Below are 21,310 nucleotides of genomic sequence, written 5' to 3' on the forward strand. Positions count from 1 at the left end.
TGTCCTACCAGATCCCGCCCACCGGTTCCGGGCGCCGGGCCGCGCCTGTGGACACCGGGGCGGTGCCGGGCCCGCGCACCGGCGCCCGGCGGCGCCGCGCCGCGCCGCCGTCGGCGGATGCGCGACCTCGCGCTCCCCCGCCCGGACGCGGACGCGACGGCGGCGGCCAGGTCACCGCGCGTGCCTGCGGCGAGACCGCGCCCACGGGCCTGCGGCGCGAGCACGCCGCGCGGCGCGCTCCGGGTGCGGGCGGCACCCGTCCCGACTGGGGCACGCTCCCGGCATCGGCGGCGGGCGACGTAGCCATGCGGCCGCCGTACCCCTCCGGGCGATGGCCGGTACGCCGCTCAGTGGCCGCCGTTGCGCTCCAGGCGCAGGGCGAGGGCCGGGCACATGGCGATCGCCTTCTCCGCGTCCTTCTCCAGGCGGGCCGGGAGGGGGCTGTTGGGGATCACCGGGAAGCCGTGGATGTCGAGCGTGATGTACCCGGAGAGCACGCCCGCGCACAGGCCGTGGCCGTCGCAGCGGCTCCAGTCGACGACGAGGCGGCCGACGGTCGGCTGGCTCGGCTCCTCCATCGGCACCGGCAGCCTGCCCAGCACCTTGCGCCCGCAGGAGCCGTTGAGCACGTGCTGGTTGACGTCCTCCTTGAACGCCTCGAGCGCCGACAGCACGAACCGGGACAGGCCGTCGGGGTGCGAGCACGCGCCGCGGCCCTTCACCGCGCCCGCGGCCCGCCGTACCGTCTCGAGGGTGACCGAGCCGCCCCGGCCCTCGGCGAGCGCCTCCATCGCCTCGGCGAGCACGGGCAGGCCGAGCGCGCACGGGCCGCACTGGCCCGCCGACTCCCCGGCCATGTACCGGGCGACGCGGGCCGCCTCGCCGAGCGGGCAGGTGTCCGGGCCGAGCGGCAGGATGATGCCGGCGCCGAGCTGGGTGCCGACCGGCTTGAGCCCGGCGCGGGACAGCTCGGCGCGCATCGCGGCCTCGCCGGAGATGAACTTGCCGTGGTAGCCGCCGATCACCACGCCGTCGCCGGGGTCGGCGTCGCACAGCTCCAGCACCACGCGCAGCGGGATGCCCGCGGGCGCCTCGACCACGGCGGGCGACTTCGCCGAGCCGAGCACGGTGAGCAGGATCGTGCCGGGCTCCTCGGCGGTGCCCGCCATGCGGTAGCCGTCGGCGCCGAGCGAGGCGAGCATGGCGAGCTGGGAGTAGGTCTCCGCGTTCGACAGCAGCGTGGGCAGGCCCGCCACGCCGCTCTCGCTCGCCCGGACCTTGCGGCCGGGCGGGATGGGCTTGAGCCCGTTGATGCCGCGCACCAGCGCGCCGCCCTCGCCGGTGACGAACCGCTCGGGGAACCGCACCACCCGGGCGAGGCCGGTGAGCCCGCGCTCGGCGATCGCGCTCTCCACCGAGACCTGGGCCTCGGGGTCGGTGACGCCGACGATCACCTCGCGGGCGCGCAGCGCGGTCGCGGCGAGCACCGCGCCGTCGAGCATGAGGTGGGGGGCGCGGGTGAGCAGCACCTTGTCCTTGTAGCTGCCCGGCTCGCCCTCGGTGCCGTTGACGACGACCACGACCTCGCTGCGCTTCTGGTTCGCCGACTCGGCGACGGCCATGACCTTGCGGGCGAAGGGGAAGCCGGCGCCGCCGCGGCCGCGCAGGTTGCCGGCCTCGGCGAGCATGATCAGCTCACCGAGCGACAACAAGGGGGTCTCGCCGTGCAACGCGCGATGGGTGGGCCAGTCGATCCGTCGTACCCGGTCCAGCCCGGCGGTCAGCCAGGCCGGCCCGATGTTGCGCACCTCGGGAAGGCCGGAGTTCATGCCGAACGCACCCCTCGACCGGAGTCAACGGACGCCCCGTCGGCTCTCCTGCGCAATCGCATCACCTGGTTTCCTTGGTCCGCGGTCCCCGCAATGCCGTTGGAGCGGTACGAAACCCGGACGCCGCCGAAGCCGCGCTCCGGGCGTGTATCGTCCAAAAGGTAACCCCTCCTCCTTCCTCATGAGTAACTTTTGCCGCAAATACGCACGGAGACCACGGAGGGGTTTGGCGAGAGGGAAAGACCGATCGGCCGGTGAGCGCGCCGGGCGGCCACGCAGTCCCGGCGCGCGGCGGGCGAGGACCCCTCTCGCCCGCCCGCGACGGGTGCGTCCCGTCGCTCACCGGCCACCCCCAGTGTTCAGGCGGATTCGGCGGGAGACATCCGTAGAAGTGCCTATGCCCAGTGCCGGAATTCGCCCTGTTTAATCCTTTTCATGCCGTCTTCTGGCTTTCCGGATCCGACGCAGGCGGGTATTCGGCGGCGAGCCAAGTGGCCACCTGGGCGCGGGAGGTGAGGCCCGCCTTGGCGAGGATGTTGCGCACGTGCGCGTCGACCGTGCGCCGCGCGATCGCCAGCCGCTCGGCGATCATCGGGTTGGACAGGCCCTCGCTGATCAGCCGGGCCACCTGGAGCTGCCGCTCGCTCAGCGTGCCGATGGCCGGGGGCGCGAGCCGCGCCGGGTCCGCGAGCTGGTCGGACGGCGGCTCGGCCCCCGAGGGTAAGGACGGCGCCAGGTCCGGCGCCGCGGCCGGTACCGGGCCCGCGCGACCGGCCTCCCCGAGCTCGCGCAGCCGCAGCGCGCCGTACCGGCGGAAGGTCTCGAGCATGCGGTGGCGCGTGCCGGAGCGGACCACGATCGAGGCGGCCACGAGCCCGGCGAGGGCGGGCGCGACGGCCTCGCGGGGCAGCCCGCCGCCCGCGCAGGCGCGCTCCGCGTCCGCCACGGTGAACACGCCGGACAGCACCGACAGCCGGGCCCACAGCAGCCGCTGGCGGGGGTCGCACAGCTCGTGGCTCCAGTCGAGCGCCGCGCGCAGCCCCTGGTGGCGGGCGAGCGGGGTACGGATCACCCCGGCGAGCAGCTCGAACCGGTCGTCGAGCCGGGCGAGCAGCTCGCGGACGGTGAGCGAGCGGAGCCGGGCGGCGGCGAGCTCGATGGCGAGCGGCAGCCCGTCCAGGCGGCGGCACAGCTCCCGTGCGGCGGGCAGCGTGCGCGTGGTGAGCGTGAAGCCCGGGTCGGCCGCCTGCCCGCGCTCGCGCAGCAGCTCGACGGCCTCGTCGAGGGGCAGCGGCGCCACCGCGAGCACCCGCTCCCCAGGGAGCCCGAGCGGGCGGCGGGAGGTCGCCACGACCCGCAGCCGGGGCGCCGCGCGCAGCAGGGCGACCACCAGTGCCCCGGCGGCCTCCCCCAGGTGCTCGCAGGTGTCGAGCAGGACCAGCGCCCGCGCGTCGCCGATCGCGTCCGCGACCGCCTCGGCGAGCGGCCCGGTCACCTCCCCGGCGACCTCGCCCGCCCACTCCGGGAACGCCGGCAGCGGGCCGTCGGGCGGCACGTCGGCGGGACGATCGGCGGGGCCGTCCGCGGCACCCGGCGCCCGTATCCCCGGGCGGTCGCCGCCGGGCCCCCGCAGCGCCGCCGCCACCGCATGGGCGGCCGCGCGCAGCGCCGCCCTCGGGTCGGCCGCGGCCGGGTCGCCCGGGGGCGCCGCCTCGGACAGCTCGGCGTACCAGGCGCCGCCCGGCAGGCGGCGCCGCGACGACTCGGCGATCCGGATCGCGACGCGGCTCTTGCCCACGCCGGCCGGGCCGGTGACGGTGACCAGCCGCGCGTGGGCCAGCAGCCGCAGGCCGGCGCGCACCTCGGGCCCGCGGCCGACCAGCCCGCTCACCTCGACCGGAAGGTTTCCCACGTCAGCCATCTGGTCGATCTAAACACGGCGCGGCCCGGCCGCGCCGATCAAACACCGCGCGGCCCGGCCGCGCCGATCAAACACCGCGCGGCCCGGCCGCGCCGATCAAACACCGCGCGGGCCGCCCGTCCCGGCTCCGGCTCTGCGCGGGCCGCCACGGCGCGGGGGTGCCGGGCCGGTGGGTCAGCCGTCCCCGAGCCTGCGGCGGGCGCTCCACGCGGCGATCTGCGCCCGCGCGGCGAAGCCGAGCTTGGCGAGGATGTTGCCCACGTGCGTGTCGACGGTACGGGCGGTGACCATGAGGCGGTCGGCGATCTCGCGGTTGGTGAGCCCGGCGGCGAGCAGCGCGGCCACGTCCCGTTCCCGGGGGGTGAGCGGCGCCCAGGCGTCGTCCTCCTCGGACTGCGGGGACCCGTCCTCGCCGAGGGCGTAGCCGACGATCTCGTCGAGCGACATCGAGCCGCCCTCGCGCCGGGCGAGCTCCCGCTCCCGGGCGGTGAGCGCGCGCCGGATCGCCCGCTCGCAGCGGGCGTGCTCGGCGAGGAACAGCGGCGAGCCGAGCAGGGCGAGGTCCTGCTCGCGCAGGAGCCGCCGCACCGCGTAAAGCAGCCGGGCGGCCCGCGGGAAGTCGGCCTGCTCGGCGGCGAGCCAGGCGAGCACCTCCAGGCACTGGAGCATGCCGAGCACGTCGGGCGGCACCCGTTTCACCCGCAGCGCGGCCCGCAGCAGCCCGGTGGCCGTGGCCACGTCCCCGTCGGCCCGCGCCACCAGGCCGAGGCCGTAGTCGGCGTAGGACCCCACCCACGCGTCGCCGAGCCGTTCGCACAGCTCCCGGCACTCGGTGAGGGTCGCCCGGGCGCCCTCGACGTCCCCCCGCCACATCCGGCTCAGCCCGAGCTCGGCGAGCGCGGCGGTGAGCACCTCGGGCAGCAGGTGGTCGCGCAGCCGCGCGGTCACGTCCGCCAGCAGGCGCTCGGCCTCGGCGAACCGGCCCTCCAGGCAGGCGAGGGTGCCGCGCAGCTTCCGCAGGCAGGCGTGCGGCCGCGGATCACCGCCCGGCGGCAGCTCGTGCGCGCAGCGGTCGAGCGCGGCGCGGGCGGCCGGATGGTCGCCCTGGGCCAGCGCCACGTAGGCGAGCACGAGCAGCGCCCACGGCCGCTCGGGGTCGGGCGGCCGCACCAGGGCGAGGAAGCCCTCCAGCTCGTGCCGCCCCTGCCGGGCCATGCCGCAGGCGGTCCACAGGAACCACGCGCGCGCGGTGAGCGCCAGCCCGGCCGCGGCCTCGGCCGGGTCCGCGGCGCACCGGTCGAGCGCGGCACGCACGTCCGGCCAGCACCGCCGTACCTCCCGCCAGCGCCGCAGCAGCCCGCCGCGCTCCCCCGGTACGGCACCGCCGCCCTCGCCCGCGGCCCCGATGCGGCCCGCGGCGAGCACGAGACCGAAGAAGTGGTCGCGGTGCCGCCGCAGCAGCCGCCGGTGCTCCCCGGACTCGGCCAGGCGGGCCCGGCCGTACTCCCGGATCGTGTCGAGCATGCGGTAGGACATGCCGTCCTCGCACCGGCAGGCGCTGAGGATCGACTTGTCCACCAGCCCGGCGACCGCCGGATAGACGCGGCCGGCGGGGAGCGCCTCGTCGACGCAGACCGCCTCGACGGCGGGCAGGTCGAAGGCGCCGTGGAACACCGACAGCCGCGCCCAGGCGAGCCGCTCCTCGGCGGTGCACAGGTCGTGGCTCCACCGGATCGTGTCGCCGACGCTGCGGTGCCGGGACGGTCCGGGGCCGCCGAGCGACAGCCGGTCCTCCAGCGTCTCGGCGAGCTGCGCCACGCCGAGCGCGGGCACGCGGGCGGCGGCGAGCTCGATCGCCAGCGGGATGCCGTCGAGCCGCACGCACAACTCCGCGATCGCGGCCGAGTTCTCCCGGGTGAGCCGGAATCCGGGCACCGCGGTGGCGACCCGGTCGACGAACAGCGCGACCGACTCACAGCCGGCGAGCGCGGCCGGGTCCGGGGTACGGCCCGGCACCGGCTCCGGCACCCGCATCGGCGGCACCGGGACGATGCGCTCCCCCGGGATGCCGAGCGGCTGGCGGCTGGTGGCGAGCACCCGCAGCCGGGAGCCGGCGGCGAGCAGCGTCCGCACCAGCAGCGCCACCGGATCCACCAGGTGCTCGCAGGTGTCGAGGATGAGCAGGGCGCGCAGGTCGGCCACCCGGACGGCGAGCGCCGCCGCGGACCCGGCCGGGTCGGCGGCGTCGAACGCCTGCGCCACCGCCTGCTCGACCTGTCCGGGGTCGGTCACCCCGGACAGCTCGACGAACCACACGCCGTCGGGGAAGGCGCGGCGCGCGCCCGCCGCCACGCGCAGCGCGACGCGCGTCTTGCCCACCCCGCCCACGCCGGTGACGGTGACGAGGCGGAAGCGCTTGAGCGCGGACGCGACCGCGCCCACCTCCCGCCGCCTGCCGACGAACCTCGTCTCGGCGGACGGCGGCACCGGCCCGTACCACACGGTCCGCTCCGGGCGAGCGCGGGTACAGGCGGCGGATCAGATGCCCGCGGCCTGCCGCAGGGCCTCGACGCGGTCGGTGCGCTCCCAGGAGAAGTTCGGTTCCTCCCGGCCGAAGTGGCCGTAGGCGGCGGTCGGGGTGTAGATGGGGCGCAGCAGGTCGAGGTCCCGGATGATCGCGGCCGGGCGCAGGTCGAAGACCTCGAGCACGGCGTCCTGGATCCGCTCGACCGGGATCTTCTCGGTGCCGAAGCACTCGACGAACAGGCCGACCGGCTTCGCCTTGCCGATCGCGTACGCGACCTGCACCTCGCAGCGGTCGGCGAGCCCGGCGGCGACCACGTTCTTCGCCACCCAGCGCATCGCGTAGGCGGCGGAGCGGTCGACCTTGGAGGGGTCCTTGCCGGAGAAGGCGCCGCCGCCGTGGCGGGCCATGCCGCCGTACGTGTCGATGATGATCTTGCGCCCGGTGAGCCCGGCGTCGCCCATCGGGCCGCCGATCTCGAAGCGGCCGGTGGGGTTCACCAGCAGCCGGTAGCCCTCCACCTCGATGTCGAGGTCCTTGAGCACCGGATCGACCACGTGCTCGGCGATGTCCGGCGTGAGCATCTCCTTCAGGTCGATCTCCGGCGCGTGCTGGGTGGAGACCACGACGGTGTCCACCCGCACCGGGCGGTCGCCGTCGTACTCGATGGTGACCTGCGTCTTGCCGTCCGGGCGCAGGTACGGGATGGTGCCGGACTTGCGGACCTCGGCGAGCCGCCGCGCCATGCGGTGGGCGAGCATGATCGGCAGCGGCATGAGCTCGGGGGTCTCCCGGCAGGCGTACCCGAACATGAGGCCCTGGTCGCCGGCGCCCTGCCGGTCGAGCTCGTCGGTGTTCACGCCCTCGCGGAACTCGTAGGCGTCGTCCACACCCTGGGCGATGTCCGGCGACTGGGCGCCGATGGAGATCGACACGCCGCACGAGGCGCCGTCGAAGCCCTTGTGGGAGGCGTCGTAGCCGATCTCCAGGATCTTCTCCCGGATGACCCCGGGGATGTCGACGTACGTCTCCGTGGTCACCTCGCCCGCGACGTGGACCTGACCGGTGGTGATCAACGTTTCCACGGCGACCCGGCTGCGCGGGTCGTCCTTCAGCATGGCGTCGAGGATCGCGTCGCTGATCTGGTCGGCGATCTTGTCGGGGTGGCCCTCGGTCACCGACTCGGATGTGAACAGGCGGCGGGACAACTCAATGGCTCCTCATGCAGCGGCTGCTGACGTATCAGGGCGTGCGCGCCTGCCGTGGCGGGCGAGCGGCGCCTCGCCGAGTCTAGCCCCACCCCCGGCCGAGCCGCGAAACCCCCACGGTGTCGCGCCGCGCGCGGACGCGATCGCGCAGGTCAGGCCACCTGTCAGGATGCGGACACCGGCGGCCGGCCCACCTCCGCGGTACGGCCCGGCAGGCGGGCGGCGACGAGGTCCCACACCACGTCGGCGAGCGCCTCCTTGGGCCCGCGTGGCACCTCCACCGCGGAGCCGTCGGCGCCGAGCACGGTGGCGGCGTTGTCCGGGGTGCCGAAGCCGAGCCCCGCGCCCACCTGGTTCACCACGAGCAGGTCGCAGCCCTTGCGGCGGAGCTTCGCGCGGCCGTTGGCGAGCACGTCGTCGGTCTCGGCCGCGAACCCGACGATCACGCCCGGCGCGTCCGCGCCGCCCTCCCGGCGGCGCGCGCACAGCTCGGCGAGGATGTCGGGGTTCTTCACCAGGCGGATCGGCTCGGGCTCGGCGTCCGTCTTCTTGATCTTGGACTCGGACGGCGCGGCCGGGCGGAAGTCGGCGACGGCCGCGGCCATGACGACCGCGTCGGCGTGCGCGGCGGCCTCGAACACCGCCTCGCGCATCTCGAGCGCGGTCTCCACGCGGATCACCTTCACCCCGGCGGGGTCGGCGAGCGCCGTGTTCGCGGCGATCAGCGTGACCTCGGCGCCCCGGGCGGCCGCGGTGGCCGCCAGGGCGTAGCCCTGCAGCCCGGAGGACCGGTTGCCGATGAACCGGACCGGGTCGATCGGCTCGCGGGTGCCGCCCGCGGTGACCACCACGCGCCGCCCCGCCAGGTCGCCGCGCCGCGCCGCCAGCAGGCGGCGGCAGAACGCGAAGATGTCCTCGGGGTCGGGCAGCCGGCCGGGGCCGGTGTCGGCCCCGGTGAGCCTGCCCACGGCCGGGTCGAGCACGTACGCGCCGCGCTCGCGCAACGTCGCGACGTTCGCGCGGGTGGCGGGGTGCTCCCACATCTCGGTGTGCATCGCCGGGGCGAACACGACCGGGCAGCGTGCGGTGAGCAGGGTGGCGGTGAGCAGGTCGCCGGCGAACCCGCCGGCCGCCTTGGCGAGCAGGTCGGCGGTGGCCGGCGCGACCACCACGAGGTCGGCCTCCTTGCCGATGCGCACGTGCGGCACCTCGTGCACGCCGTCCCACACCTCGGCGGAGACCGGATGCCCGGAGAGCGCGGCCCAGGTCGGCTCACCCACGAAGCGCAACGCGTCGCGGGTCGGCACCACGCGCACGTCGTGGCCGGACTCGGTGAACAGCCGCAGCAGCTCGCACGCCTTGTACGCGGCGATGCCGCCGCCGACCCCCAGCACCACCCGCGCGGGAGCGGTCATCGCCGGGTCAGCTCTCCACCGGCTCGGCGGTGAGCAGCCCCTCGGCGACCTCGCGCAGCGCGATCGAGAGCGGCTTCTCCTGGGGGTGGGTCTCCACCAGCGGGCCGACGTACTCCAGCAGGCCCTCGCCGAGCTGGGAGTAGTAGGCGTTGATCTGGCGGGCCCGCTTGGCGGCCATGATCACGAGACTGTACTTGCTGTCGACGACGTCGAGCAGCTGGTCGATCGGCGGGTTGGTGATGCCTTCGGCAACCGGGGCAGTGCCAGCCACGTTCGTGTCCCCCATGTCGGTGAACTGATGTCTGCGGGTCGGCGCCGGACCCGTCCGGTCACCGGCCGGGTCGCCGGGCGTCCGCGATGCCGCGTACGGCGGGCCGGCGGAGACGCCGGCGGGACCCGCCGGTCCTCGCCGGACCCGGGCCCTGCGGGCAGGGTTCAGCGGACGCCGCTACGGACCCGCATCAAATCTATCAGCCGCTCGCAGACTTCCTGGACCGACGTGTTGATCAGGGTGACGTCGAACTCCGGTTCGGCGGCCATCTCGATGCGCCCCTGGGCGAGCCGCCGCTCGATCACGTCCTCGGGCTCGGTGCCGCGGCCGCGCAGCCGCGCCTCGAGCACCTCCCAGCTGGGCGGGGCGAGGAAGACCAGCAGGGCATCGGGCATGGCCTTGCGGACCTGCCGCGCGCCCTGCAGGTCGATCTCCAGCAGCGTCGGGACGCCCGCCTCGAGCCTCTCCAGCACCGGCGCGGCGGGGGTGCCGTACCGGTTGCCGGCGAACTCGGCCCATTCCAGCAGTTCGCCGGCCGCGACCAGCCGGTCGAACTCCTCGCCGTCCACGAAGTGGTACTCCACCCCGTCGGTCTCGCCCGGACGGGGCTTGCGGGTGGTCACCGAGACCGACAGCCACACCTCGGGGTGCGTCCGCCGGAGCTCGGCGACGACCGTCGACTTGCCCACCCCGGACGGGCCGGACAGGACGGTCAGGCGGTTGCCGGTCGGCCCGGAGAAGCGCCCTGGACGGGGCGGCGTCTCCTCCGGGCGGCCGCTGCGGGGCAGAGGGTTCCGGGCACCCGTCCCGGTGCCGTCCCCGGCCGCCCGCGCCGGGCCTGCCGCGGCGCCCACCGCGGCGGTCTCGTGGAGCCGGCCTTCGCCGGACCAGGACATGCCGGTCACCTCATTACCCCCGTTCGACCATCCCCGCGTGCGGCGTCTCCGGGCGGAGACGCCGGACCGGAACGCTTCCGAACCTACCGGTTCGGCCGTCCCGCCCCGTCACGCGGGGCCGACCATCCGGCCGAAGCCGTCAGGCCTCGGCCCCGCCGAACTCGCGCTCCAGAGCGGCACGCTGGTTGGCCCCGAGTCCCCGCACTCGCCGGGACTCGGCGATACCGAGCCGCTCCATAAGCTGCTTGGCGCGGACCTTGCCCACGCCGGGTAGCGACTCCAGCAGCGCCGACACCTTCATCTTCCCGATGACGTCATCGGTCTGCCCGCTTTTCAGCACCTCAGCCAGAGAAACCGCGCCATGCTTGAGCCGGTTCTTGACCTCGGCACGCTCTTTGCGGGCCTTGGCAGCCTTCTCCAGGGCTGCGGCGCGCTGCTCGGGGGTCAGTGGAGGAAGAGCCACGCCGGGTCACCTCGAATTTCTGTCGATGTACTCGGACGGGAGGGGAAACTAGCTGGTCTTCGGCCTTCTAGCAACGTCAAAGCCGGTTTATCCCCCCACAAAATCCGGTTCATCTCGTTCCGTGACCGGAAAGGCACGTTCCGTCTATCAAAAGGCCCCCACCACCCGGCTTTGCCGCGCCCGCGCGGCGCCCCCGCCGTGCCCGCCGCGGGCCCGCTCCGCCCGCCGCTCCGGGACCACGGCGCCCGGCCGGCACCGCCAGCTGGCGCCCTGCGGGCGGCCACGGGCACGTCACGGCGGAGCCCGGAAGCCCGCGCCAGGGTACGGCGACGCCCACCGGACGCCGGTATCGGGCCCCCGGAACCACATGACCTGTGGGCCCGAAAATCGGCCAACCCGCCAAAAAACGGACTGAAATATCAGCACTAATCCGTGACGCTGTGTGGCCGGTTCCGGTCCGCCGGATCCCGGCCATGCCACCGGGGCGGGCACCGGCCCCCGGCGGGCGTGATTCGCGTCACACGATCACGCGGTCGCGGCGAATGCGAAAGCACGGTCCGGGCCGTGATTTTTCTCACAGCCCGTTCGAGCGTGGCGTTCCGTGAACCGTTCCGCGCGGCGCGGCCGGGCCGGCCGGCTCAGCCGATGGACGCGTGCCGGCGCAGCGCGCTGGCGATCGCCGCGGCGGCCGCCCCGGGGTCGGCGGCGCCGGTGATGGGGCGGCCGATCACCAGCAGGTCCGCGCCGTTCGCCAGGGCCTGCTCGGGCGTGGCGACGCGCGCCTGGTCCTGGACGGCGGCCCCGGCGGGCCGTACGCCGGGGGTGATGAGCGTCACGTCCGGGCCGACCTCGGCGCGCACCGCGGCGACCTCGTGCGGCGAGCACACCAGGGCCTGGGCGCCCGCCTCCACCGCCAGAACGGCGAGACGGCGCGCGGCGTCCGTGGCCGGGCCTCGGAGTCCCACCGCCTCGAGATCGCCCGGCGTGAGCGACGTCAGCACCGTCACGGCCGCGATTTTCGTCTGCGGGGCGGCCTCCACCGCGGCGCGGATCATCGCCGGGCCGCCGGCGGCGTGCACGGTGAGGATCGCGGGCTTGAGCCGGGCCACCGCGCGGGTCGCGCCCGCCACGGTGTTCGGGATGTCGTGCAGCTTCAGGTCGAGGAAGACCTGCACGCCGCTCGCCCCGCGCACCGAGGCGATCACGTCGGGGCCGTAGCGCAGGTACAGCTCCAGGCCGACCTTCACGGTGCTCACGTGGGGGGTGACCAGGTGGGCCCAGCGGGCGGCGGTCTCCAGGTCGGGCGCGTCGAGCGCGACCGCGATGGGGGCGGGCGTCACAGGGAACTCTCCTCAAGATCGATTCGGCCCCGAGGGCCGGTGCCCGGCGGCCGGTGGGCGAGGCCCACCGCGTCGGCCAGCCGCTCGAAGCCGCGTTTGTGCAGCAGATCCTCGAGCTCGCGCAGGATGCGCAGGCACGCGTAGGGGTCGTTGAAGATCGCGGTCCCGACGGCGACCACGCACGCGCCCGCGAGGATCAGCTCGAGCGCGTCGCGTCCGGTCATCACGCCGCCCATGCCGATGATCGGCACCCCCGGCAGCGCCGCGTGCACCTGCCACAGGCAGCGTACGGCGAGCGGCCGGATGGCGGGACCGGAGAGCCCGCCGGTGCCCGCGGCGAGCGCGGGGCGCATGGTGTCCACGTCGATCGCCATGCCGAGCGGCGTGTTGATCATGGAGAGCGCGTCCGCGCCCCCGTCCACGCACGCCCGGGCGACCGCGACGACGTCGGCCACGTCCGGGGAGAGCTTGGCGATCACCGGCACGTCGTACCGGCTGGAGGCGCGCACCGAGGCGATCACCTCGGCCGCGGCGGCCGGGTCCCGGGCGAAGATCCGGCCGCGGTCCTCCACGTTGGGGCAGGACAGGTTCACCTCGACCGCGGTCACCCCGGCCGCGGAGGCGAGCCGCCGGGCGAGCGTGCCGTACTCGGACACGCTGCCGCCGGCGATCGACACGATCGTGGTGACCCCGCGCTCGGCGAGCCAGGGCAGCTCGCGGTCGAGGAAGGCGTCGATGCCGGGCCCCTGCAGGCCGACCGCGTTGAGCAGGCCGGAGGGCGTCTCCGCGGTCCGCGGGGTGGGGCGTCCGGAGCGCGGGGTGAGCGTGATCGACCGGGTGATCACCGCGCCGAGCCGGTTGAGGTCGAAGAACTGGGCGAGCTCACGCCCGCTGCCCGCGCAGCCGGCGGCCGTGGTGATCGGGTTGGCGAGCTCGACATGCGCGAGGTACGTCCGCATATCAACTGACATGTCGGTTCCCTGTCTGGCCGCCGGGCTCGTGCGCCCGCCCGCCCGGCGCCCCAGGGGCGCCCAGGGCGTCGAACGGGATCGTGCCGATGTCCTCGAACCGCACCCGCTCGCCGCGGAACACCGGGCCCTCCACGCAGGCGCGCACCATCCGGGTGACCCCGTCCTCGCCGATCACCGGCAGCACGCACGAGCCGCACACCCCGAAGCCGCAGACCATGGTCTGCTCCACGGCCACCTGGATCGGGATGTCGAACTCGATCGCCACCGCGGCGACCCCGCGCAGCGTGGACAGCGGGCCGCAGGCGTACACCACGTCCGCCCGGGTGTCGGCGATCACCGACGGCAGCACGTCGGTGACCCGGCCCCGCACCCCCAGCGAGCCGTCCTCGGTGGTCAGCGTCGTGGTCTCCCCCATGCGCCGGGCGCGCAGCGCGCCGAACACCCGGTCCGCGCTCGCCGCGCCGAGCACGAAGTCCACCCGGCAGCCCCGCCGCTGCAGCAGGTCGGCGAGCCCGAACAGCGGCGCCGAGCCGTACTCGGCCCCGACCAGCACGCAGTGCACCGGGTCGCGGGGCAGCGGAAAGGGGCGGCCGAGCGGGCCGACCATGTCGAGGGTGTCGCGCGCCTTGCGCTCGGCGAGCCAGGCCGTGCCGGGGCCGCGCACGGTGAACACGAACTCCACCGTGCCGCCGTAGTCCGGCTTGACGTCGTGCACCGAGAAGGCGCGGCGGGCGAGCGTCGACGACGCCGGGCCGCCGACCGCGACGGTGATGAAGTGGCCCGGGCGGAACCGCTCGGCGATGCCGGGCGCCACCACGGTGAGCGCATGGTAGGCGTCGACACGGCGCGTCGTCAGCACCGTGCCGGTCACCTGTACCGGGCTAGCAGCCGTCTCACTCACCTCCGCCGGAGCACGCGCCGGGCCGCCCGCCGCCCGGACCGGCCGGGACGGCGCCCACCTTGCGGCGACCCCTCGACGGGACCCGGCCGGGCGCCCGCCGGGGGTGGCCGTCACGGGAACCCGTCACGCGGCCCCTGCGGCGGCCCGTCGAGGCGTCGAGGCGACCCGTCGAAAGCAACCCGCTGTAGCAACTCTGCCGTCAACGCCCCCCTTGTCGTCAAAGGACCCGCCGACAGCAGCTGCCGTTTTCCGGCCGCCTTCGGGCCGGTTCCGGACGGCACTGCGGCCGGGTTCCGGTGGGAACCCGGCCGTACGAGTGCCGCGGGCCGCCCTCAGCCGCGCAGCCGCCGCGCGTGCTCCTGCAGCGACCGCACGCCCACGTCGCCCCGGATCAGCGCCTGGATGCCCTGGACCGCCGCGGCGAGCCCCTGCACCGTGGTGACGCACGGGATGCCGCGCAGCACCGCGGCGGTGCGGATCTCGTACCCGTCGAGCCGCGGCCCGGACTGGCCCGGGCTGCCGAACGGCGTGTTGACGATCAGGTCGATCTCGCCGTCGAGGATGCGCCGGACCACGGTCGGCTCCCCGTCCGGGCCGGGCCCGTCGCTGTGCTTGCGCACCACCGTGGCGCGCACCCCGTTGCGGCGCAGCACCTCGGCGGTGCCCTCGGTGGCGAGGATCTCGAACCCGAGGTCGGCGAGCACCTTCACCGGCAGGATCATCGCGCGCTTGTCCCGGTTCGCCACGGAGACGAACGCCCGGCCCTTGGTGGGCAGCGAGCCGTACGCCGCGGCCTGCGACTTGGCGAACGCGGTGCCGAACACCTCGTCGATGCCCATCACCTCGCCGGTGGAGCGCATCTCCGGGCCGAGCACGGTGTCCACGCCGCGGAACCGGTTGAACGGCAGCACCGCCTCCTTCACCGCGATCGGGGCGTCGAGCGGCAGCGTGCCGCCGTCCCCCTCGGCCGGGAGCAGGCCCTCCCGGCGCAGCTCGGCGATGGTGGCGCCCATCATCACCCGGGCGGCCGCCTTGGCCAGCGGCACCGCCGTCGCCTTCGACACGAACGGCACGGTACGGCTCGCCCGCGGGTTGGCCTCGAGCACGTACAGCACGCCGGCCGACAGCGCGTACTGCACGTTGATGAGCCCGCGCACGCCCACGCCGCGCGCGATCGCCTCGGTGGCGGCGCGGATGCGCTTGATGTCGTGCCCGCCGAGGGTGATCGGCGGCAGCGCGCACGCCGAGTCGCCGGAGTGGATGCCGGCCTCCTCGATGTGCTCCATCACGCCGCCGAGGTAGAGCTCCTCGCCGTCGTAGATCGCGTCGACGTCGATCTCGATCGCCTCGTCGAGGAACCGGTCGATGAGGATCGGGTGGTCGGTGTCGGTCACCGCCCGCGCCATGTACGCGCGCAGCGTCTCGTCGTCGTACACGATCGCCATGCCCGCGCCGCCGAGCACGTACGAGGGCCGCACCAGCACCGGGTAGCCGATCTCCCGGGCGATCCGCTCGGCCTCCGCCAGGCTGCGCGCGGTGCCGTGCTTGGGCGCGACCAGCCCGGCCTCGGCGAGCACCCGGCCGAACGCGCCGCGGTCCTCGGCGAGGTGGATCGACTCCGGCGGGGTGCCGACCACCGGCACCCCGGCGTCCTTGAGCGCCTGCGCCAGCCCGAGCGGGGTCTGCCCGCCGAACTGCACGATCACCCCGGCGACCGGGCCGGTGGCCATCTCGGCGTGCACCACCTCGAGCACGTCCTCGAAAGTGAGCGGCTCGAAGTAGAGCCGGTCGCTGGTGTCGTAGTCGGTGGAGACGGTCTCCGGGTTGCAGTTCACCATCACCGTCTCGTAGCCCGCCTTCGCCAGCTCGAACGACGCGTGCACGCAGGCGTAGTCGAACTCGATGCCCTGGCCGATCCGGTTCGGCCCGCTGCCCAGGATGATCACCTTGGGCCGGTCGCCCTGCGGGACCTCGGTCTCCTCGTCGTAGGTGGAGTAGAGGTACGGCGTGCGCGCGGCGAACTCGGCGGCGCAGGTGTCCACGGTGTTGTACACCGGCCGCACGCCCAGCTCGTGGCGCAGCGCGCGCACCTCGGCCTCGGTCGTGCCGCGGATCTCGGCGATCTGCGCGTCGGAGAAGCCGTACCGCTTGGCCCGGCGGAGCCGCTCGGCGGTGAGCTCGCCCTCGGCGAGCGCGCGGGCCTGTTCGTCGATGGCGAACAGCTGGTCGATGAACCACGGGTCGATCGCGGTGGCCTCGTGCAGCTGCTCGGCGGTGGCCCCGGCCCGGATCGCCTGCTGCATGGTGCGCAGCCGCCCGTCGTGCGGGGTACGGCAGGCCTCCAGCAGCTCGTCCAGGTCCCCCGGCTCCCCCGCCCAGCTGAACGACGAGCCCTTGCGCTCCAGCGACCGCAGCGCCTTCTGCAGCGCCTCGGGGAAGTTGCGGCCGATCGCCATCGCCTCGCCCACCGACTTCATGTGCGTGGTGAGCGTCCGGTCGGCCCCGGCGAACTTCTCGAACGCGAACCGCGGCACCTTCACCACGACGTAGTCGAGCGCGGGCTCGAACGACGCCGGGGTCTCGCCGGTGATGTCGTTGGGGATCTCGTCGAGCGTGTAGCCGACCGCGAGCCGGGCCGCGATCTTGGCGATCGGGAAGCCGGTCGCCTTCGAGGCGAGCGCCGAGGACCGCGACACCCGCGGGTTCATCTCGATGACGATCATGCGCCCGGTGCGCGGGTCGACCGCGAACTGGATGTTGCAGCCGCCGGTGTCGACGCCGACCTCCCGGATCACCGCGATCGCCACGTCCCGCATGTTCTGGTACTCGCGGTCGGTGAGCGTCATCGCCGGGGCGACCGTGACGCTGTCGCCGGTGTGCACGCCCATCGGGTCGACGTTCTCGATCGAGCAGACGATCACGACGTTGTCGGCCCGGTCGCGCATCACCTCGAGCTCGTACTCCTTCCACCCGAGGACCGACTCCTCCAGGAGCACCTCGTGGGTGGGCGAGGCGGCGAGCCCGGCCCCGGCGATGCGGCGCAGCTCGGCCTCGTCGTGGGCGAACCCGGAGCCCGCGCCGCCCATGGTGAAGCTGGGCCGTACCACGACCGGGTAGCCGAGGTCCTGCGCCGCGGCGACGCACTCGTCCAGCGAGTGGCAGATCACCGAGCGGGCGGAGGAGGCGTTGAGGCCGTACTTGGCGGCGACCCGGTCGACGACCTCCTTGAACCGGTCGCGGTCCTCGCCGGCCCGGATGGCGTCGATGTCCGCGCCGATCAGCTCGACCCCGTACCGCTCGAGCACCCCGGCCTCGTGCAGCGCGACCGCGGTGTTGAGCGCGGTCTGGCCGCCTAGCGTGGGGAGCAGGGCGTCCGGCCGCTCCTTCTCGATGATCTTCTCGACGATCTCCGGGGTGATCGGCTCGACGTAGGTGGCGTCGGCGAACTCCGGGTCCGTCATGATCGTCGCGGGGTTGCTGTTGACGAGGATCACGCGGTAGCCCTCGGCGCGCAGCACCCGGCAGGCCTGGGTCCCGGAGTAGTCGAACTCACACGCCTGCCCGATCACGATCGGGCCGGAGCCGATCACCAGGATCGACTCGATGTCGGTCCGCCTAGGCATGCGCGCCTCCCGCCTTGCCCTTCTCCATCAGGTCGCAGAACTCGTCGAACATCCCCTTGGCGTCGTGCGGCCCGGCGGCCGCCTCGGGGTGGTACTGCACGCTGAACGCCGGGTAGTCGAGCAGCCGCAGCCCCTCCACGCAGCCGTCGTTGAGGTTGACGTGGCTCACCTCCGCCCGGCCGTAGGGGGTGTCGAACGGGCCGTCGAGCGGGGCCTCGAGGGCGAAGCCGTGGTTGTGGCTGGTGATGTGCACCCGCCCGGTACGGCGGTCGCGCACCGGCTGGTTCACGCCGCGGTGGCCGTACCGCAGCTTGTAGGTGGAAAGGCCGAGGGCGCGGCCGAGGATCTGGTTGCCGAAGCAGATGCCGAACACCGGCTTGCCCGAGTCCAGCACCCCGCGCACCGCGTCGACCGCGTAGCCGGCCGCGGCCGGGTCGCCGGGGCCGTTGGAGATGAACACCCCGTCCGGGTCGAGGGCGAGGACGTCGGCGGCGGTGCAGGTGGCGGGGAGCACGTGCACCTCGCAGCCGCGCTCGGCCATCCGGTACGGCGTCCTCGCCTTGATGCCGAGGTCGAGGGCGGCCACCCGGTACCGGGTCCGGCCGTGCGCCTTCACGACGTACGGCTCGGGCGTGGTGACCTCGCGGGCGAGGTCGGCGCCGATCATCGACGGGCTCTGCCGTACCCGCTCGACCAGCTCCTCGACGTCGGCGAGGGCGGCGTCGCCGGAGAACACCCCGGCGCGCATCGCGCCGCGCTCGCGCAGGTGGCGGGTGAGCGCGCGGGTGCCGGGCATGGCGATGCCCACGATCCCCTGGGCCCGCAGCTCCTCCTCCAGGCTCCGGGTGGCGCGCCAGCTGGAGGCGATGCGCGACGGCTCGCGCACCACGTACCCGGCGACCCAGATGCGGCGGGACTCGGGGTCCTCGTCGTTGACGCCGGTGTTGCCGATGTGCGGCGCGGTCATCGCGACGATCTGGCGGTGGTAGGAGGGGTCGGTGAGGGTCTCCTGGTAGCCGGTCATCGCGGTGGTGAACACCATCTCGCCGAAGGTCTCGCCCACCGCGCCGAACGGCTCGCCGCGGAAGGCCCGGCCGTCCTCCAGCACGAGCAGCGCGCTCATTGCAGCTTTCCTTCCAGGACCGTGGGCCGGCCGCGCAGGAACGTCGCCACGACGCGGCCGGGCAGGGCCATGCCGATGTAGGGGGTGTTGCGGCTGCGCGAGGCGAAGCCGGACGGCTCCACCAGGCGGCTCACCGACGGGTCGTACAGGGTGAGGTTCGCGGGCTCGCCGGGCCGCAGCGGCCTGCCGTGGCCGTCGAGGCGGCCGATCCGGGCGGGCCGGAACGACATGCGGTCGGCGACGGCGGCCCAGTCGAGCAGGCCGGTGTCGACCATCGCCCGCTGCACCACCGACAGCGCGGTCTCCAGGCCGATCATGCCCATCGCGGCCGCGTCCCACTCGGTCTCCTTGTCCTCGACCGGGTGCGGGGCGTGGTCGGTGGCGACGCAGTCGATCGTGCCGTCGGCGAGCGCCTCGCGCAGCGCCTCGACGTCCTCGCGGGTGCGCAGCGGCGGGTTCACCTTGTAGATCGGGTTGTACGCGCCGACCGGCGAGTGCTCCACCAGCTCGTCGGTGAGCAGCAGGTGGTGCGGGGTGACCTCGGCGGTGACGTTCCACCCCTTCGACTTGGCCCAGCGCAGGATCTCCACCGACCCGGCGGTGGACACGTGGCACACGTGCAGCCGCGAGCCGACGTGCGCGGCGAGCAGGCAGTCCCGGGCGATGATCGCCTCCTCGGCGACCGCGGGCCAGCCGACCAGGCCGAGCCGCCCGGACACCTCGCCCTCGTTCATCTGGGCGCCCTCGGTGAGCCGGGGCTCCTGGGCGTGCTGCGCGATCACGCCGTCGAACGCCTTGACGTACTCGAGCGCGCGGCGCATGAGCACCGCGTCGGAGACGCACTTGCCGTCGTCGGAGAACACCCGCACCCGGGCGGCCGAGTCGGCCATCGCGCCCAGCTCGGCGAGCCGCTCGCCCTGCAGCCCGGCGGTGACCGCGCCGACCGGCTGCACGTCGCAGTGACCGGCCTCGCGGCCGAGCCGCCACACCTGCTCGACCACGCCCGCGGTGTCGGCGACCGGGCTGGTGTTCGCCATCGCGTGCACCGCGGTGAACCCGCCGAGCGCCGCGGCCGCGGTGCCGGACTCCACGGTCTCGGCGTCCTCCCGGCCGGGCTCGCGCAGGTGGGTGTGCAGGTCGACCAGGCCGGGCAGGGCGATCAGCCCGTCGGCGTCGACCACCTGCGCCGTGGCGGAGGCCGCGTCCGGCCCCACCGCGGCGATCACGCCGTCGCGCACCAGCAGGTCGGCCGGCTCGCCGCCGAGCAGGCGCGCGCCCTTGATCAGGTACTCTCCGCTCACCTCGGTCCCCCCTTTCACGCCCCTGCTCATACGGCGCCCCCGAGCAGCAGGTACAGCACGGCCATGCGGATCGTGACGCCGTTGGTCACCTGCTCCACCACGGTGGAGCGCGGGCTGTCCGCCACCTCCGCCGCGATCTCCACGCCGCGGTTCATCGGCCCCGGGTGCATCACCAGCGCGTCCTCCGGCAGCCTGGCCAGCCGGTCGGCGTCGAGGCCGTACCGGCGGCTGTACTCGCGGGTGGACGGGAAGTACGCGGCGTTCATCCGCTCGCGCTGCACCCGCAGCATCATCACCACGTCGGACTTGGGCAGCACCGCGTCGAGGTCGTACGACACCTGGCACGGCCAGGTGTGCACCGACACCGGCAGCAGCGTGGGCGGGGCCACGAGGGTGACCTCGGCGCCGAGCGTGTTGAGCAGCAGCACGTTGGACCGTGCCACCCGGCTGTGCAGCACGTCGCCGACGATCGTCACCCGCCGGCCCTCGATGCCGCCGAGGCGGCGGCGCATGGTGAACGCGTCGAGCAGCGCCTGGGTGGGGTGCTCGTGGGTGCCGTCGCCGGCGTTGAGCACGCTGCCGTGCACCCAGTGCGCGAGCCGGTGCGGGGCGCCGGAGGCGCGGTGCCGGATCACCACCGCGTCGGCCCCCATCGCCTCGAGGGTGAGCGCGGTGTCCTTGAGGCTCTCCCCCTTGGAGACGCTGGAGCCCTTCGCGGAGAAGTTGATGACGTCGGCGGACAGGCGCTTGGCCGCGGCCTCGAAGGAGATGCGGGTCCGGGTGGAGTCCTCGAAGAAGAGGTTCACCACGGTACGGCCGCGCAGCGTGGGCAGCTTCTTGACCGACCGCTCGGAGACGGCGGCGAGCTCCTCGGCGGTGTCGAGGATGAGCAGGGCGTCGTCCTTGCTGAGGTCGGCCGCGGAGATCAGGTGCCGGTTCATGCGCGCTCCTTCTTGATGAGCACCACGGCGTCGCGGCCGTCGACCTCCTCGAGGTAGACCTTGACGGTCTCGGACTTGGCGGTCGGCAGGTTCTTGCCGACGTAGTCGGCGCGGATCGGCAGCTCGCGGTGGCCGCGGTCGACGAGGGCGGCGAGCTGTACGGCGCGCGGCCGGCCCAGGTCGTTGAGCGCGTCGAGCGCGGCGCGCACGGTGCGGCCGGAGAACAGCACGTCGTCGACGAGCACGACGAGCCGGTCGTCGATGCCGCAGGACGGCAGCCGGGTGGCGCCGAGCGCGCGGGCCGGGCGCAGCCGAAGGTCGTCGCGGTACATGGTGACGTCGAGCGAGCCGTGCGGGACGCGCGCGCCCTCGAACTGCTCGATGTACCGGGCGAGGCGCGCGGCGAGCGGGACCCCGCGGGTGGGGATGCCCAGCAGCACGACGTCCTCGGCGCCCTTGGTGCGCTCGAGGATCTCGTGCGCGATGCGCATCAGCGCGCGGTTGATGTCCGGGCCCTCGAGCACCGCGCGCGGCGGCTGGGCGGCCGGGCCGGAGGCGGGGTGAGAAGCGGAGGAGTGAGATC

Annotated in this window: 15 protein-coding genes and 1 pseudogene; all 16 read right to left on the reverse strand. The window is 74.5% G+C overall.

Translation table 11 applies throughout. The features are described 5' to 3' along the window. Positions 1 to 347: 347 nt before the first annotated feature. Entirely contained in the window at positions 348 to 1,829 is a 1,482-nt protein-coding gene (locus FHX40_RS13795) for an NADH-quinone oxidoreductase subunit NuoF family protein (protein ID WP_142259989.1), read from the reverse strand. A gap of 433 nt (positions 1,830 to 2,262) precedes the next feature. Beyond that, positions 2,263 to 3,750: a helix-turn-helix transcriptional regulator gene (locus FHX40_RS13800; RefSeq protein ID WP_142259990.1), complete on the reverse strand. Its 1,488-nt coding sequence runs from the start codon at positions 3,748 to 3,750 to the stop codon at positions 2,263 to 2,265. Positions 3,751 to 3,924: 174 nt separating this feature from the next. Then, positions 3,925 to 6,252, reverse strand: coding sequence for an ATP-binding protein (locus tag FHX40_RS13805; RefSeq protein ID WP_142259991.1), 2,328 nt, complete (start codon positions 6,250 to 6,252; stop codon positions 3,925 to 3,927). Positions 6,253 to 6,288: 36 nt separating this feature from the next. After that, on the reverse strand, positions 6,289 to 7,482 hold the full coding sequence (metK, locus tag FHX40_RS13810; RefSeq protein ID WP_142259992.1) for a methionine adenosyltransferase: 1,194 nt from the start codon (positions 7,480 to 7,482) through the stop codon (positions 6,289 to 6,291). A 164-nt stretch (positions 7,483 to 7,646) separates the two neighbouring features. Next, the gene (gene coaBC, locus FHX40_RS13815; protein WP_142259993.1) at positions 7,647 to 8,897 is read right to left on the reverse strand and encodes a bifunctional phosphopantothenoylcysteine decarboxylase/phosphopantothenate--cysteine ligase CoaBC; all 1,251 of its coding nucleotides are present in this window, start codon (positions 8,895 to 8,897) and stop codon (positions 7,647 to 7,649) included. A 7-nt stretch (positions 8,898 to 8,904) separates the two neighbouring features. After that, entirely contained in the window at positions 8,905 to 9,168 is a 264-nt protein-coding gene (gene rpoZ, locus FHX40_RS13820; RefSeq protein ID WP_142259994.1) for a DNA-directed RNA polymerase subunit omega, read from the reverse strand. A 164-nt stretch (positions 9,169 to 9,332) separates the two neighbouring features. After that, positions 9,333 to 10,073 carry a guanylate kinase gene (gmk, locus tag FHX40_RS13825; protein ID WP_229788301.1) on the reverse strand — a complete coding sequence of 247 codons (741 nt, stop codon included), beginning with the start codon at positions 10,071 to 10,073 and terminating at the stop codon, positions 9,333 to 9,335. A gap of 130 nt (positions 10,074 to 10,203) precedes the next feature. Continuing rightward, positions 10,204 to 10,527, reverse strand: a complete 324-nt coding sequence (mihF, locus tag FHX40_RS13830; RefSeq protein WP_142259996.1) for an integration host factor, actinobacterial type — start codon at positions 10,525 to 10,527, stop codon at positions 10,204 to 10,206. Positions 10,528 to 11,165: 638 nt separating this feature from the next. Further along, entirely contained in the window at positions 11,166 to 11,867 is a 702-nt protein-coding gene (gene pyrF, locus FHX40_RS13835) for an orotidine-5'-phosphate decarboxylase (protein WP_142259997.1), read from the reverse strand. Next, entirely contained in the window at positions 11,864 to 12,838 is a 975-nt protein-coding gene (locus tag FHX40_RS13840; RefSeq protein ID WP_142259998.1) for a dihydroorotate dehydrogenase, read from the reverse strand. The genes pyrF and FHX40_RS13840 overlap by 4 nt, the downstream gene beginning before the upstream one ends. After that, positions 12,828 to 13,709, reverse strand: a complete 882-nt coding sequence (locus FHX40_RS13845) for a dihydroorotate dehydrogenase electron transfer subunit (RefSeq protein WP_229788302.1) — start codon at positions 13,707 to 13,709, stop codon at positions 12,828 to 12,830. Before FHX40_RS13845 ends, FHX40_RS13840 begins: the two co-directional genes overlap by 11 nt. A 362-nt stretch (positions 13,710 to 14,071) precedes the next feature. Beyond that, a complete protein-coding gene (carB, locus tag FHX40_RS13850) occupies positions 14,072 to 17,362 on the reverse strand; it encodes a carbamoyl-phosphate synthase large subunit (protein ID WP_142260000.1) in 3,291 nt (1,096 codons plus the stop codon). Continuing rightward, positions 17,355 to 18,485, reverse strand: a complete 1,131-nt coding sequence (gene carA, locus FHX40_RS13855) for a glutamine-hydrolyzing carbamoyl-phosphate synthase small subunit (RefSeq protein ID WP_142260001.1) — start codon at positions 18,483 to 18,485, stop codon at positions 17,355 to 17,357. The genes carB and carA overlap by 8 nt, the downstream gene beginning before the upstream one ends. Beyond that, complete coding sequence (locus tag FHX40_RS13860; RefSeq protein ID WP_142260002.1) at positions 18,482 to 19,816, reverse strand: dihydroorotase; 1,335 nt, start codon at positions 19,814 to 19,816, stop codon at positions 18,482 to 18,484. Before FHX40_RS13860 ends, carA begins: the two co-directional genes overlap by 4 nt. After that, the gene (locus tag FHX40_RS13865; RefSeq protein ID WP_142260003.1) at positions 19,813 to 20,727 is read right to left on the reverse strand and encodes an aspartate carbamoyltransferase catalytic subunit; all 915 of its coding nucleotides are present in this window, start codon (positions 20,725 to 20,727) and stop codon (positions 19,813 to 19,815) included. Before FHX40_RS13865 ends, FHX40_RS13860 begins: the two co-directional genes overlap by 4 nt. Beyond that, positions 20,724 to 21,260 (reverse strand): annotated as a pseudogene (gene pyrR, locus FHX40_RS13870) (bifunctional pyr operon transcriptional regulator/uracil phosphoribosyltransferase PyrR); the annotation flags it as partial. The pseudogene pyrR and the gene FHX40_RS13865, both read right to left, overlap by 4 nt. Between the last annotated feature and the right edge of the window lie 50 nt (positions 21,261 to 21,310).

The organism is Thermopolyspora flexuosa (assembly GCF_006716785.1).
GTDB lineage: Bacteria > Actinomycetota > Actinomycetes > Streptosporangiales > Streptosporangiaceae > Thermopolyspora > Thermopolyspora flexuosa.